This window comes from Pseudomonas sp. NyZ201, assembly GCF_049860765.1.
GTDB lineage: Bacteria > Pseudomonadota > Gammaproteobacteria > Pseudomonadales > Pseudomonadaceae > Aquipseudomonas > Aquipseudomonas bharatica.
Genome location: NZ_CP187557.1, coordinates 4,000,995 through 4,013,387, shown reverse-complemented (window position 1 = coordinate 4,013,387; position 12,393 = coordinate 4,000,995). Strand labels below are relative to the sequence as shown.

General features: G+C 64.9%; 11 protein-coding genes and 1 pseudogene. 9 read left to right on the top strand and 3 right to left on the bottom strand.

Annotated features, from left to right (window positions below; all coding sequences use genetic code 11):
• The first annotated feature begins 152 nt into the window (after positions 1–152).
• From ACPFMA_RS17785 to leuD, 3 genes are read left to right on the top strand one after another with little or no spacing between them, the layout of a single operon-like run.
• Entirely contained in the window at positions 153–1,046 is an 894-nt protein-coding gene (locus tag ACPFMA_RS17785; protein WP_425928359.1) for an alpha/beta fold hydrolase, read from the top strand.
• Positions 1,039–2,460 carry a 3-isopropylmalate dehydratase large subunit gene (gene leuC / locus ACPFMA_RS17780; protein WP_425928358.1) on the top strand — a complete coding sequence of 474 codons (1,422 nt, stop codon included), beginning with the start codon at positions 1,039–1,041 and terminating at the stop codon, positions 2,458–2,460. The genes ACPFMA_RS17785 and leuC overlap by 8 nt, the downstream gene beginning before the upstream one ends.
• Before the next feature lies 1 nt (position 2,461).
• A complete protein-coding gene (leuD, locus tag ACPFMA_RS17775; protein WP_420058428.1) occupies positions 2,462–3,070 on the top strand; it encodes a 3-isopropylmalate dehydratase small subunit in 609 nt (202 codons plus the stop codon).
• Between the two features lie 112 nt (positions 3,071–3,182).
• Here the strand turns inward: leuD and ACPFMA_RS17770 are convergent, their stop codons facing one another.
• Entirely contained in the window at positions 3,183–4,097 is a 915-nt protein-coding gene (locus ACPFMA_RS17770; RefSeq protein ID WP_420058427.1) for a LysR substrate-binding domain-containing protein, read from the bottom strand.
• A gap of 165 nt (positions 4,098–4,262) precedes the next feature.
• On the opposite strand from ACPFMA_RS17770, the pseudogene ACPFMA_RS17765 reads away from it, so the two are divergent.
• Positions 4,263–5,654, top strand: a pseudogene (locus ACPFMA_RS17765) (ATP-binding protein); the annotation flags it as partial.
• Between the two features lie 4 nt (positions 5,655–5,658).
• Here the strand turns inward: ACPFMA_RS17765 and ACPFMA_RS17760 are convergent.
• On the bottom strand, positions 5,659–6,666 hold the full coding sequence (locus tag ACPFMA_RS17760) for an alpha/beta fold hydrolase (protein WP_425928357.1): 1,008 nt from the start codon (positions 6,664–6,666) through the stop codon (positions 5,659–5,661).
• 62 nt (positions 6,667–6,728) lie between these two features.
• A complete protein-coding gene (locus ACPFMA_RS17755) occupies positions 6,729–7,628 on the bottom strand; it encodes a LysR family transcriptional regulator (protein WP_064302927.1) in 900 nt (299 codons plus the stop codon).
• A gap of 128 nt (positions 7,629–7,756) precedes the next feature.
• On the opposite strand from ACPFMA_RS17755, the gene ACPFMA_RS17750 reads away from it, so the two are divergent.
• The 5 genes from ACPFMA_RS17750 to benB all read left to right on the top strand — a co-directional run bounded on the left by ACPFMA_RS17750 (position 7,757) and on the right by benB (position 12,355).
• Entirely contained in the window at positions 7,757–8,878 is a 1,122-nt protein-coding gene (locus ACPFMA_RS17750) for a muconate cycloisomerase family protein (RefSeq protein WP_425928356.1), read from the top strand.
• Between the two features lie 13 nt (positions 8,879–8,891).
• Positions 8,892–9,182, top strand: a complete 291-nt coding sequence (catC, locus tag ACPFMA_RS17745; protein ID WP_064302925.1) for a muconolactone Delta-isomerase — start codon at positions 8,892–8,894, stop codon at positions 9,180–9,182.
• A gap of 170 nt (positions 9,183–9,352) precedes the next feature.
• Positions 9,353–10,309, top strand: a complete 957-nt coding sequence (locus tag ACPFMA_RS17740; protein ID WP_425928355.1) for a helix-turn-helix domain-containing protein — start codon at positions 9,353–9,355, stop codon at positions 10,307–10,309.
• A gap of 202 nt (positions 10,310–10,511) precedes the next feature.
• Positions 10,512–11,867, top strand: a complete 1,356-nt coding sequence (gene benA / locus ACPFMA_RS17735; protein WP_425928354.1) for a benzoate 1,2-dioxygenase large subunit — start codon at positions 10,512–10,514, stop codon at positions 11,865–11,867.
• A complete protein-coding gene (gene benB, locus ACPFMA_RS17730) occupies positions 11,867–12,355 on the top strand; it encodes a benzoate 1,2-dioxygenase small subunit (protein ID WP_064302922.1) in 489 nt (162 codons plus the stop codon). The genes benA and benB overlap by 1 nt, the downstream gene beginning before the upstream one ends.
• Positions 12,356–12,393 lie beyond the last annotated feature (38 nt).

Below are 12,393 nucleotides of genomic sequence, written 5' to 3'. Positions count from 1 at the left end.
CTGGCAATTTCTTATAGGAGCGAGGCCGGCGTTCTGTCCCGGCTCAAATTCACGATCCGTGTTCCATCCCTCTCCATTTCACCCGTTGAACCCGTTCCTGCCAAAGCTATCCTCGACCCCAACCTGAAAGAACAAGAAATGGAGTACCGCCGATGTTCCCAGACTTCCACAAATCCACCTGCATCATCGACGAGGTCGAGATCGCCTATCGCAAGGGCGGTGAGGGCCCGGCGCTGCTCCTGCTGCACGGCCATCCGCAGACCCATGTGATCTGGCACAAGGTCGCCGCCACCCTGGCCGGGCATTTCACCGTGATCGCCGCCGACCTGCGCGGCTATGGCGACTCCGCCAAGCCCGAGGCCGACCCCGCCCACGAGCGCTATTCCAAGCGCGCCATGGCCAACGACATGGTCGGGCTGATGCGCGAACTGGGCTTCGACACCTTCGCCTTGATGGCCCACGACCGTGGCGCCCGGGTCGCTCACCGTCTGGCCCTGGACCACCCGCAGCGCCTGAGCCGCCTGGTCCTGCTGGATATCGCCCCGACCCTGGCCATGTACCGGCAAACCAACGAAGCCTTCGCCCGTGCCTACTGGCACTGGTTCTTCCTGATCCGCCCGGCGCCACTGCCGGAAACCCTGATCGAAGCCGACCCCGAAGGCTACCTGCGCAGTGTCATGGGCGGGCGCAGCGCCGGCCTTGCGCCTTTCACCGACGAGGCCTTCGCCGAATACCTGCGCTGCCTGTCCCTGCCCGGCGCCGCCCGCGGGGTATGCGAGGACTACCGCGCCGCCGCCGGCATCGACCTGGAACACGACCAGGCCGACCTCGATGCCGGCAACAAGCTGCAGCTTCCATTGCTGGTGATGTGGGGCCGTGATGGCGTGATCGGCAAGTGCTTCTCGCCGTTGCAGGAGTGGCGCGCCATCGCCACGGACGTGCGCGGCGGCGAACTGCCGTGCGGCCACTACATCGCCGAAGAAGCCCCCGAGGCCCTGCTGGAGCACGCGCTGCCGTTCCTCCGTGATGGACATGACCATGACTAGCCCAAGAACGCTGTACCGGAAACACATCGACGCCCATACCGTGTGCGAGCTGGACGACCAGGGCCATGTGCTGCTGTACATCGACCGCCAGGTCGCCAACGAGTACACCAGCCCCCAGGCCTTCAGCGGTTTGCGCGAGGCGGGGCGCACGGTCTGGCGGCCGGCGGCGACCCTGTGCGTGGTGGACCACGTCAATCCCACCACACCCGAACGGGGTGCCGAAATGGCGGACCCGGGCGGTGCGCGCCAGGTCAGCTACTTCGAGGAAAACTGCCGCGACTTCGGCATCGAGCTGTTCGGCGTGCTCGACAAGCGCCAGGGCATCGAGCACGTGGTAGCGCCGGAACAAGGCTTCATCCTGCCGGGCATGGTGGTGGCGGCGGGCGACAGCCACACCACCACCTACGGTGCCCTCGGCGCATTCGGTTTCGGCATCGGCACCTCTGAGATCGAGCACCTGCTCGCTACCCAGACCCTGGTGTACAAGCGCCTCAAGACCCTGCGCGTGACCGTCGAGGGCGAGCCGGGCCCGGGGCTGGTGGCCAAGGACATCATCATGGAACTGATCCGCCGCATCGGCGCCTCCGGTGCCACCGGCTACGCCATCGAATTCGCCGGCCCGGCCATCGACGCCCTCAGCGTCGAAGGGCGCATGACCCTGTGCAACATGGCGGTGGAAGCCGGTGCCCGGGGTGCCTTCATGGCCCCGGACGACAAGGTCTTCGACTACCTCAAGGACAAGCCGCGGGCGCCCCGTGGCGCCGTGTGGGAGCAAGCCGTGGCGCGCTGGCGCGAGCTGTCCAGCGACCCGGGCGCGCAGTTCGATCGTGAGGTCACGCTGCAGGTCGGCGCACTGGAGCCCATGGTCACCTGGGGCACCAGCCCCGACCAGGCCGCCGCCATCGGCGCCTGCGTGCCCGATCCACAGGCCGAGCCGGACCTGATCCTGCGCCAGGACCTGCAACGTGCCCTGCGCTACATGGGGCTGCAACCCGGCATGGCGCTCAGTGGCATCCCCATCAGCCATGCCTTCATCGGTTCCTGCACCAATGCCCGCATCGAAGACTTGCGCGATGCCGCCCGCGTGGTTCGGGGACGCAAGGTCGCCGAAGGGGTACGGGCGATGATTGTCCCGGGCTCCACCCAGGTGCGCGACCAGGCCGAAGCCGAGGGGCTGGCGCAGCTCTTTCGCGAAGCCGGCTTCGAATGGCGGCAGTCGGGGTGTTCCATGTGCCTGGCGATGAACGACGACGTGCTCAGTCCCGGTGACCGCTGTGCGTCCAGTACCAACCGCAATTTCGAAGGCCGCCAGGGGGCTGGCGCGCGTACCCATCTGATGAGCCCGGCGATGGTCGCCGCGGCAGCGGTAAGCGGCCATCTTGTCGATGTGCGTTCGCTGCAAGGGGAGGTGTGAGATGCAACCGTTCGTTCATGTACAAGGCGTGGCCGCGCCATTGCTGGCGGCCAATGTCGATACCGACGTGATCATGCCCAAGCAGTTCCTCAAGGGTATCGACCGTGCCGGGCTGGATCGCGGGGTGTTCTTCGACCTGCGCTTTCTTGCGGATGGCTCGCCCGATCCGGCGTTCGTGCTGAACCAGGCACCCTGGCAAGGGGCGGCCTTCCTCGTGGTCGGCCCCAACTTCGGTTGTGGCTCTAGCCGCGAGCATGCGGTGTGGGGGCTGAAGCAACTGGGCATACGGGCGTTGATCGGGACCAGCTTCGCCGGGATCTTCAACGACAACTGCCAGCGCAACGGGGTGTTGACCATTCAACTGAAGCCGGACGAACTCAAGCGTCTGGGCGAGCGGGTCAGCCAGCCTGAAACCAACGGCATCGAGATCGACCTGCCGGGGCAGCGGATTGTGTTGGGAGAGGGGGAGAGCATTGCCTTCCAGATCGATGCGCTGCGCAAGCAAGCCTTGTTGTCGGGGCTGGATGCGATCGGCAGCACCTTGCAGCGCAGCGCGCAGATCCGGGCGTTCGAGGTGCGGCACCTGGCCGCGAATCCCTGGCTGGCTTGAGCCTTGTGGTGCTCTTCAAGGCCCTATCGCTGGCAAGCCAGCTCCCACAGGTCCGGCGGTGCATGCGGTCACTGTGGGAGCTGGCTTGCCAGCGATGAGGCCCGGAAGAGCACTACACAGCCAGGTGCTTCAACCGCGCTTCCAGAAACTCCACGCACACCCGCAACTTCGCCGAATCAGCCAGGCGCGTCGGATACACCGCCCAGATATCCGCGCCCTGGCTGTACTCGTGCAACACCTGCACCAGCCGTCCCTGGGCCACCAGCGGTTGCACATCCCACCACGAACGCAGCAACAAGCCGCGATGGGCCAGCGCCCATTGCAGGACGATCTCGCCGCTGTTGGACGATAGCGTGCCGTTGACCTGCACCGTATGTTCCCTGCCGGCAGACTCCAGCCGCCACAAGCCGAACGGGCTGTTGCGTTCCTTGAGCACCAGGCAGTCGTGCTGGCCCAGGTCGTCCAGGGTCATCGGTGTCCCGCAGCGCTCCAGGTATTCAGGCGTGGCACAGATCACCCGCCGGTTGCTCGCCAGGCGGCGGCTCATGTGCTGTCCCGGCAGGTCGTTGCCCACGCGGATTTCCAGGTCGAAACCCTCGGCGACGATATCCACCACCCGGTCGAACACCTCCAGGCGCACCTCCAGGTCCGGATAGGTCGCGGCCAGTTCGGCGATGGCCGGGGCCACATGGTTGCGCCCGAAGCCGAAGCTGCTGCACAGGTGCAACAGGCCGCGCGGTGCCTTGCGCACCTGGCTCAGGTCGCTCATGAAGTCGTCGAACTGATCGAGTATCCGCTCGGCCCAATGCTGCGTGCGCAGGCCCGCGTCGGTCAGCGCGATGTGCCGCGCCGAACGGTGCAGCAGGCGGGTACCCAGGGTGCTTTCGAGGATCTTGATGCGCTTGCTGACATAAGCCGGCGACTGGTCGAGCTCCAGCGCCGCGCTGGCGAAGCTGCCTTTGCGGATGACGGTCAGGAACACCCGCAGGTCGGTGGCCAGGGGGGCGGCTTCGGGAAGGCTGGTCATGGAGGCTGGGTCGGCGGCGGAAGGTGGCGCAATTCTAGCCCCTTTTGGTCCGTCCGCTGTTCATGGCCGGATGGTGGGGCATGCTGAAGATAGTCGGCAGCACCAGGCATAAGCGCGTATAACTATTAACAATCATCTCTTCTGCATGCTCATCAGGCCCCGTCCATGACCCAGACCCAAGTCGTTCAACCTTCGGAGTCGCCCGCGGCTTGTGCCTTTACCGTGCTCGACGAACTGGGTGACCTGGAGTTGGTGCACCGTATCAGCACCATGCTGATCGGCGAACAGGATCTCGCCGCCCTGTACGGCAAGATCGTCGACGCGGCAGTGGCCATCTGCGGGTCGCAGTTCGGCACCATGCAGGTGTTGTCCGCCGGTAGCGACAGCGAGGGCAGCGCCATCGGCCTGCAGTTGCTGTGCGCGCGACATTTGCCCGAGGATGCGGTGCGGTTCTGGCAGTGGGTCAGCCCCTCGGCCCTGAGCAGTTGTGCCCTGGCCCTGCGTCTGCAGCAGCGCGCGATCATTGCCGACTATGAGCAATGGCCGGACATCGCCGGTACCGAGGAGCTGGAAGCGTTTCGCCGCACCGGTATCCGCGCCGCGCAAACCACCCCGCTGGTATCGCGCAAAGGCGCGCTGCTGGGCATGATCTCCACCCATTGGGGCCAGCCCCACCATCCTTCCGAGCGCGATCTGCGACTGCTGGATATCCTCGCCCGCCAGGCTGCCGACCTGCTCGAACGGACGCACTCGGAAGAAGCCCTGCGCCTGCTCAACGACACCCTTGAACAACGGGTCGAAGAGCGTACCCAGGCGCTTATGGCTGCTGAGGCCAGTCTGCGCCAGTCGCAGAAAATGGAGGCGGTCGGGCAGTTGACCGGCGGGATCGCCCACGACTTCAACAACTTGCTGGCTGGCATCTCGGGTGCCCTGGAGCTGCTCGAAGGGCGCATGCTCCAGGGGCGATTCGGCGAACTGGGCAAGTACCTGATCGCCGCTCAGGACGGGGTCACCCGGGCAGCGGCGCTGACCAGCCGGCTCCTGGCATTTTCCCGCCGGCAGCCGCTGGAGCCCCGGGCTACCGATGTCAATGCGTTGATCAGCGGCATGCTCGAATTGATACAACGCTCCGTCGGCCCCGCCGTCACCCTCGAAACCCACGGTGCGCCCGACCTCTGGCCCGCCTTCGTCGATGCCAGCCAGTTGGAAAACGCGCTGCTCAACCTGTGCATCAATGCCCGTGACGCCATGCCCGCAGGCGGGCGGATCCAGATCAGGACCAGCAACCTGTACCTCGACGACGACCAGGCGCTGGCGCTCGAACTGCCGGCGGGTGGTTACCTGTGCCTGGCCGTGTCCGACACCGGCAGCGGAATGCCCGAGCATGTCCTTGCCCGGGCCTTCGAGCCGTTCTTCACCACCAAGCCGGCCGGGCAGGGTACGGGGCTGGGCCTGTCGATGATCTACGGCTTCGCCCGGCAATCCGGCGGCCAGGCGCACATCGCCTCGCAGGTGGGCACGGGTACCACGGTTTCCCTCTATCTTCCGCGGCAGAACCCGATCACTTCGCCAACCACTCCACCAGTGCCTGGTTGAATTTGGCCGGCTCCTCCATCTGTGGTGCATGCCCCAGCCTCGGGAATTCGATCAGGTCTGCCCCAGGTATCGCCTTTTGTGCGGCTCTTCCCAGCTCGGGGTATTTACCGATCCTGGCCTTGACCTCGGGCGGTGCGATATCGCTGCCGATGGCGGTGGTATCGGTCTGCCCGATCATCAGCAGGGTGGGTACCCGCAGTTTCGGAAACTCATACACCACCGGCTGGGTGAAGATCATGTCGTAGACCAGCGCCGAGTTCCACGCCACTGCCTGGCGGCCAGGCCCGGCATTGAGCCCTGCCAGCATATCCACCCATTTGTCGTACTCGGGCTTCCAGCGGCCATCGTAATAGGTCTTCTGTTCGTAGGCCTTGATGCCTTCCGCCGTTACTTTCAGCTCCCGCTCGAACCATTGATCGACCGTCCGGTACGCTACGCCCATGGCCTTCCAGTCTTCGAGGCCGATCGGATTGACCATCACCAGCCGGGCGGTTTCGGAGGGGTACATCAGGGCGTAGCGGGTCGCCAGCATGCCACCGGTCGAGTGGCCGATGATGCTGGCCTTGTCGATACCCAGGTGCTTCAGCAGTTCATGGGTGTTGTGGGCCAGTTGCTGGAAGCTGTACTGATAGTTGTCGGGTTTGCTCGATGTGCAGAAGCCGATCTGATCGGGCGCGATCACCCGGTAGCCGGCCTGGCTAAGCCCCTTGATCGTGTCTTCCCAGGTGGCCGCGCAGAAGTTCTTGCCGTGCAGCAGTACGACCGTGCCCACCGTTGATCCGGGCTTTTGCGCGGGCACGTCCAGGTAGCCCATCTGCAGGGCCTTGCCCTGGGAGGTGAAGTTCAGGTGCTGCAACGGATAGGGGTAGGCAAAGCCCTCCAGTTGCGGGCCGTAGACGTTGGCTGCGGTGGCGTATGGCAGGCCGGAGCCCAGTAAACCCGCAAGGAGTGCGGCTTGTAGGGTGCTTTTCATAAGGCGTGCTTCCTGTTTTCCAAGGTTGGCCACCACTGGGCATTGCCTGGATTAACCCGGCGTTAACGACTCTCGGAAGGGGGATCCTGTGCCGCGAGCAACCCCTCGATCAGTTCCAGGCAGCGCTGCAACTCTGGCCCGGCGTCATCCTTGCGCCGGCTGAGGATGATCGGGCTCACAGCATCCCGGTCACTCACGCCTGTGTATTCCAGGTCCGCCCGATGCTGCTGGCGTACCGAGGCTGGCGCGAGGGTCACGCCAAGGCCGGCCGCCACCAGGCCCAGCGCGGTCTGCAATTCATTGCTCCACTGCCCGACCTTCACGCTCAAACCATGGTGGGCGAACAGCGCCAGCACGTGGTCGGCATAGCTGGGCCGCGGCGTGGCGGGGTAGAGCACGAAGGGCTCGCCGGCCAGTTGCGCCAGGCTCGGCGTGGTGCCGCACAGCGCATGCCCGCGCGGCAATACCGCCACCAGCGGATCCTCGTACAGCACCCGCTGCTCGATAGCCGGGTCGTCGATGCGGATCCGCCCGAAACCGATATCGATGCGCCCGGCCTTGAGCGCTTCGACTTGCTGCAGCGTGGTCATTTCCACCAGATCCAGTTGCAGCTCGGCGTCGCGGCGCAGTTCGCGGGTCAGTTCCGGCAGCAGGCCATACAGGGTCGAGGGGGCGAAGCCGATGCCCAGCCAGTGCCGCTGGCCCTGGCCGATGCGCCGGGTGGTGGCGGCGATCTGTTCGAGCTGCTGGAGCAGGGTGCCGGTCTGTTCATGGAAGTAGCGTCCGGCCTCGGTCAGGCGCAGCGGCCGGCCGCGTTCCACCAGCAGGGTGCCAAGCTCTTCTTCCAATTGGCCGATCTGCCGGCTCAGCGGCGGCTGGGCCATGTGCAGGCGTTCGGCGGCGCGGGTGAAGTTCAGGGTTTCGGCGAGCGCCTTGAAGTAACGCAGGTGGCGAAGCTCCATCAGACTTCCTGGGTATGGTGGCAGAGGTAATCGATATTGGATTGCCAGCCGCCAACAGGCAATCCTTTGCCCGTCCACTGAACAACCACGGCGATGCAGGGCGTCGCCGGCAGAAGGTGCCCCGGCAAATGAGCAATGCAGTGATCGAACAGGTCCAGGCGGTGATCGTCGACCTCCCCACCATCCGCCCGCACAAGCTGGCGATGCATACCATGCAGCAGCAGACCCTGGTGATCCTGCGCCTGAGGTGCAGCGACGGCGTCGAAGGTATCGGCGAAGCCACCACCATTGGCGGCCTGTCCTACGGCTATGAAAGCCCCGAGAGCATCAAGGCCAATATCGATGCGCACCTGGCCCCGGCCCTGGTCGGCATGGCCGCGGACAATATCAACGCCGCCATGCTCAAGCTCGACAGGATCGCCAAGGGCAACACCTTCGCCAAGTCCGGCCTTGAAAGCGCCTTGCTCGATGCCCAGGGCAAGCGCCTTGGCCTGCCGGTCAGCGAACTGCTGGGCGGGCGCGTGCGCGACAGCCTGGAAGTGGCCTGGACCCTGGCCAGCGGCGACACCGCCCGGGATATCGCCGAGGCCGAGCAGATGCTGGAACTGCGCCGCCACCGCATCTTCAAGCTGAAGATCGGCGCCAACCCGCTGGAGCAGGACCTCACGCACGTGGTGGCGATCAAGAAGGCCCTGGGCGACTACGCCAGCGTGCGCGTCGACGTCAACCAGTACTGGGACGAGTCCCAGGCCATCCGTGGCTGCCAGGTGCTGGGCGACAACGGCATCGATTTGATCGAACAGCCGATTTCCCGGGTCAACCGTTCCGGCCAGGTGCGCCTGAACCAGCGCAGCCCGGCGCCGATCATGGCCGACGAGTCCATCGAAAGCGTCGAGGATGCCTTCAGCCTGGCCGCCGACGGCGCCGCCAGCATCTTCGCCCTGAAGATTGCCAAGAACGGTGGCCCTCGCGCCGTCCTGCGCAGCGCGCAGATCGCCGAGGCGGCGGGTATCGCCCTGTATGGCGGGACCATGCTCGAAGGCTCGATCGGTACCCTGGCCTCGGCCCACGCCTTCCTCACCTTGCGCCAGCTGACCTGGGGCACCGAACTGTTCGGCCCGTTGCTGCTGACCGAGGAAATCGTTCGCGAAGCGCCGGTCTACCGCGATTTCCAGCTGCATGTGCCGCGTACCCCCGGCCTCGGCCTGACCCTGGACGAGGCGCAACTGTCGCGCTTCGCCCGCCGCTAAGAAGGACAAGACCATGCTCTTCCACGTAAAGATGACGGTAAAGCTGCCCGTCGATATGGACCCGGCCCGGGCCGCGAAGCTCAAGGCCGACGAGAAGGCCCTGGCGCAGAGCCTCCAGCGCGAGGGCAGCTGGCGCCACCTGTGGCGCATCGCCGGGCACTACGCCAACTACAGCGTATTCGACCTGCCCAGCGTCGAGGCCCTGCACGAAACCCTGATGCAGTTGCCGTTGTTCCCCTACATGGATATCGAGATCGACGGGCTGTGCCGACACCCCTCGTCGATCCACGGGGACGATCGTTGAGAACATGAGGCCCGGCGGGGGCGGCACCCGCATAGTTGCCGAGCACTGTCTGTCGCCGGTGAATTGTGCCAGTCCTCGCCTTTGCGTACTGTGATGCCGGAGGGCGCCCCCGCAGCGTTGCTGCCGGAGGAGCGCCACGACAATAAATACAAGAACCGAGTGCCTTGCCGATGGATAGCCGCCTGCTGAGTGACCGCAGTAGCGTGTTTCGACATGCCGACCCCTATGCCGTGTCCGACTATGTCAATCGACACGTCGGCCAGCACTGCATAGGCCTTTCCCGCAGCACCCACCCCCAGGCCAGCCTCAACCACCGCAAGTTCGCCGACCTCGACCTGTGCCGGATCAGCTACGGCGGCAGCGTCCGCGTCACCTCGCCGGCGCTGGAGACCATCTACCACCTGCAGGTGCTGCTCAGCGGCAACTGCCTGTGGCGCGGGCACCGGCGCGAGCACCACCTGGTGCCGGGCGAGCTGCTGCTGATCAACCCGGACGATCCGGTAGACCTGACCTACTCCGAAGACTGCGAGAAATTCATCCTCAAGCTGCCGGTCAGGCTGCTCGAGTCGGTGTGCGACGAACACCGCTGGCAACGCCCGGACAGCGGCGTACGCTTCCTGCGCAACCATTACCGCCTGGATGAACTGGAAGGCTTTTCCAGCCTGCTGGCGATGGTCTGCATGGAAGCCGAAGCCAGCGACCCGTTGCTGCGGGTGCAGAGTCACTACAGCCAGATCGTCGGCAGCAAGCTGCTGTCGCTGCTGAGCACCAATATCCGTCGCGAAAGCCTGGCGCCGTCGGTGGCCGGTTTCCAGCGGATCCTCGACTACATCGAACGCAACCTGAAGCAGGAGCTGTCCAGCGAGCACCTGGCGGAGCAGGCGCGGATGAGCGTGCGTTCGTTGTACGGGCTGTTCGAGCGCCAGTTGGGCATCACCCCGAAGCAGTACATCCGCCAGCGCAAGCTGGAGCGCATCAATGCCTGTCTCGGCGACCCGGACTGCCACGTACGCAGCCTGACCGAACTGGCGCTGGACTACGGCTTCCTGCACCTGGGGCGCTTCTCCGAAAGCTATCGCCTGCAGTTCGGCGAACTGCCCTCCGACACCCTCAAACGCCGGGCATAAAACCAGACAACTGTGGGAGCTGGCTTGCCAGCGATATCGGTAGTGACTTCACCGCCGCTATCGCTGGCAAGCCAGCTCCCACAGGGTTCGCGTCATTCTCACCTGCAAGAAACGGATAACGGTCTGCAAAAACCGGATATCCCGGCCATCCCCGCCTGCTTAACCTTTCCTCCGTCTGATAATAAAAACGGAGGTCCCGGCCATGACCCTGGGAATCGACTACCTGAATGCCCTGCTCGAGGAAGACAAGGACCGAGGCGTCTACCGCTGCAAGCGGGAGATGTTCACCGACCCGCGCCTGTTCGAACTGGAGATGCAGCACATCTTCGAAGGCAACTGGATCTACCTCGCCCACGACAGCCAGATCCCCGAGAAGAACGACTTCCTCACCACCACCATGGGGCGCCAGCCGATCTTCATCGCGCGCAACAAGGACGGTGAACTCAATGCCTTCCTCAATGCCTGCAGCCATCGCGGCGCGATGCTCTGCCGGCACAAGAGCGGCAACCGTTCCAGCTACACCTGCCCGTTCCACGGCTGGACCTTCAACAACAGCGGCAAGCTGCTCAAGGTCAAGGACCCGAGCGAAGCCGGCTATCCGTCCTCCTTCAATTGCGAAGGCTCCCACGACCTGACCAGGGTGGCCCGTTTCGAGTCCTATCGCGGTTTCCTGTTCGGCAGCCTCAACCCTGACGTCAAGCCCCTGATCGAGCACCTCGGCGAGTCGGCGAAGATCATCGACATGATCGTCGACCAGTCGCCGGACGGCCTGGAGGTGCTGCGCGGTTCCAGCTCGTACATCTACGAAGGCAACTGGAAACTCACCGCCGAGAACGGCGCCGACGGTTACCACGTGAGTTCCGTGCACTGGAACTACGCCGCCACGCAGAACCAGCGCAAGCAGCGCGAGGCCGGTGAAGAGATCAAGACCATGAGCGCCGGCAGCTGGGCCAAGCACGGTGGCGGCTTCTACTCGTTCGAGCATGGTCACTTGCTGCTCTGGACCCGCTGGGCCAACCCCGAGGACCGTCCGGCCTTCGAGCGCCGCGACGAGCTGGCCCGGGACTTCGGTCAGGCCCGCGCCGACTGGATGATCCAGAACTCGCGCAACCTGTGCCTGTACCCCAACGTCTACCTGATGGACCAGTTCAGCTCGCAAATCCGCATCGCCCGGCCGATCTCCGTGGACAAGACCGAGATCACCATCTACTGCATCGCGCCCCGCGGCGAAAGCGCCGAGGCGCGGGCCAAGCGTATCCGCCAGTACGAAGACTTCTTCAATGTCAGCGGCATGGCCACCCCGGACGACCTGGAGGAATTCCGCTCCTGCCAGACCGGCTACGGCGGCGGTCGCGGCTGGAACGACATGTCCCGCGGTGCCGAGCACTGGGTCGAAGGTGCGGATGACGCGGCGAAGGAAATCGACCTGCATCCGCTGCTGTCCGGCGTGCGCACCGAGGACGAGGGGCTATTCGTCCTGCAACACAAATACTGGCAGGACACCATGCTCAAGGCCGTCGGCGGCGAGCCGCAACTGATCGCCGTGGAGGCCGTGTGATGAGCGCTCTCTACGCCACCGTGCGCGACTTCCTCTACCGCGAAGCGCGCCTGCTCGACGATGCCCGATGGGACGAATGGCTGGAACTGTACGCCGCCGACGCGACCTTCTGGATGCCGTCCTGGGACGACAACGACACCCTCACCGAAGACCCGCAAAGCGAGATCTCGCTGATCTGGTACGGCAACCGCGGTGGCCTGGAGGATCGTGTCTTCCGCATCAAGACCGAACGCTCCAGCGCGACCATCCCTGACACCCGGACCTCGCACAACCTGAGCAACATCGAGATCGTCGAGGAGGGCGAGGGCCAGTGCCAGGTGCGTTTCAACTGGCACACCCTGAGCTTCCGCTACAAGACCACCGACAGCTACTTCGGCACCAGCTTCTACAGCCTCGACCTGCGTGGCGAACAACCACTGATCACGGCCAAGAAAGTGGTGCTGAAGAACGACTACGTCCGCCAGGTCATCGACATCTATCACATTTGAATACCCGGCAGCGGTGCCCCAAGCCCGCTGCCGTGCGA

Bases quoted from the DNA above. Each gene is read 5' to 3' on its own strand.
- benB (WP_064302922.1), top strand. From the start codon at position 11,867: ATGAGCGCTCTCTACGCCACCGTGCGCGACTTCCTCTACCGCGAAGCG.
- benA (WP_425928354.1), top strand. From the start codon at position 10,512: ATGACCCTGGGAATCGACTACCTGAATGCCCTGCTCGAGGAAGACAAG.
- ACPFMA_RS17755 (WP_064302927.1), bottom strand. From the start codon at position 7,628: ATGGAGCTTCGCCACCTGCGTTACTTCAAGGCGCTCGCCGAAACCCTG.
- leuD (WP_420058428.1), top strand. From the start codon at position 2,462: ATGCAACCGTTCGTTCATGTACAAGGCGTGGCCGCGCCATTGCTGGCG.
- ACPFMA_RS17740 (WP_425928355.1), top strand. From the start codon at position 9,353: ATGGATAGCCGCCTGCTGAGTGACCGCAGTAGCGTGTTTCGACATGCC.
- leuC (WP_425928358.1), top strand. From the start codon at position 1,039: ATGACTAGCCCAAGAACGCTGTACCGGAAACACATCGACGCCCATACC.
- ACPFMA_RS17750 (WP_425928356.1), top strand. From the start codon at position 7,757: ATGAGCAATGCAGTGATCGAACAGGTCCAGGCGGTGATCGTCGACCTC.
- catC (WP_064302925.1), top strand. From the start codon at position 8,892: ATGCTCTTCCACGTAAAGATGACGGTAAAGCTGCCCGTCGATATGGAC.
- ACPFMA_RS17785 (WP_425928359.1), top strand. From the start codon at position 153: ATGTTCCCAGACTTCCACAAATCCACCTGCATCATCGACGAGGTCGAG.
- ACPFMA_RS17760 (WP_425928357.1), bottom strand. From the start codon at position 6,666: ATGAAAAGCACCCTACAAGCCGCACTCCTTGCGGGTTTACTGGGCTCC.
- ACPFMA_RS17770 (WP_420058427.1), bottom strand. From the start codon at position 4,097: ATGACCAGCCTTCCCGAAGCCGCCCCCCTGGCCACCGACCTGCGGGTG.